The sequence below is a fragment of the Blastococcus sp. SYSU D00669 genome (assembly GCF_054050715.1).
Genome location: NZ_JBJGZV010000083.1, coordinates 1 through 1,464 on the forward strand (window position 1 = coordinate 1; position 1,464 = coordinate 1,464).

Annotated in this window: 1 protein-coding gene; it reads left to right on the plus strand. The window is 69.5% G+C overall.

What is annotated here, in order from left to right; genetic code table 11:
• Positions 1 to 229: 229 nt before the first annotated feature.
• Positions 230 to 1,464: IS110 family RNA-guided transposase (locus ACI8AF_RS27480; RefSeq protein ID WP_456542961.1), on the plus strand; the 1,235-nt coding region annotated here is incomplete at its 3' end.

Sequence of the window (1,464 nt, forward strand, 5' to 3'; positions counted from 1 at the left end):
GAAGTCCCGGGCAGCCCTGTCGGGGAGAGCCGCTTCGGGCTGAAAATGGTGCGCGGTCACCCGTAGACGCCGTAGCCGCCTGGTCGATAGAGGCCGTTCTGAAGTCGGGCGCGGGGAGCTGTGCTGTGGGCCGTTTCGTGTGCCGCGAGCACGAGGATCAGATTCACCCTTCCCTGCAGCTCCCACGGGTGACCGCCCCAGTTCCCATCAAGGGGCGGAGGCGAGACCGATGCAGGTCGAAGCCGAGCAGGACGAGATCATCGAACGGGTCGCCGCACTCGATGTGAGCAAGGCCGAGGTGGTGTGCTGCGCCCGCGTGCCCGGCCCCGGCCGGCAGCGGATGCAGGAGGTCCGCACCGTCACCACGATGACCGCCGCGCTGCTCGGACTCGGTGACTGGCTAGCTGGCCTGGGAGTGACCCGGGTGGTGATGGAGGCGACCGGCGACTACTGGCGAGCGCCGTTCTATCTGCTCGAGGACCGGTTTGAGACCTGGCTCGTTAACGCGCACGACGTCAAGCACCTGCCCGGCCGGCCCAAGACCGACCGGCTGGACGCGGTATGGCTGTGCAAGGTCGCCGAGCGGCAGATGCTGCGCCCGAGCTTCGTGCCACCGCCGGCGATCCGGCAGCTGCGAGATCTGACCCGCTACCGGGTCGACCTGCTCGCGGTGCGGACCGCGGAGAAGCAGCGGGTGGAGAAGCTGCTCGAGGACGCCCTGATCAAGCTCTCGGTCGTGGTCAGCGATCCGTTCGGCGCCTCCGGGCGGGCGATCATGGCGGCGTTGATCGCCGGCGAGCGTGACCCCATGACGCTCGCCGATCTGGCCCGTGGGCGGCTGCGGGTCAAGACCGACCGACTCGTCGAGGCGCTAACCGGCCGGTTCACCGACCACCACGCCTTTCTCCTGACCCAGATGCTGCAGCGGGTGGATGCGGTCACCGCCGACATCGCCACCGTGCAGGCCCGCATCGAGTCGCAGATGGGCGAACTGGCACCGGCCGTGGCCAAGCTCGATGCCATTCCCGGCGTGGGACCGGTCGCCGCGCAGATGATCCTGGCCGAGATCGGCACCGACATGAGCCGGTTCCCGACACCCGCGCATCTGACTTCTTGGGCCCGGTTCGCCCCTGGAGTCAGTGAGTCGGCCGGGCGCCCCACGGGCAACGCCGGCACCGGCAAGGGCAACCGCTACCTCGCTCGCATCGTCGGCGAGGCCGCGGTCAGTGCCGCGCGCACCGACACCTTCCTCGGCGAGCGCTATCGACGCATCGCCCGCCGCCGCGGCAAGAAGCGCGCGATCGTCGCCGTCGGCCGCTCGATCCTGGTCGTCATCTGGGCATTGCTCTCCGACGAGCAGGCGCAGTTCGTCGACCTCGGCTCGGACTTCTACGCGGCCCGCACCAACCCCGAGCGCAAGGTCCGCCAGCACGTCCGCGAGCTACAAGCGCTCGGCTACAGCGT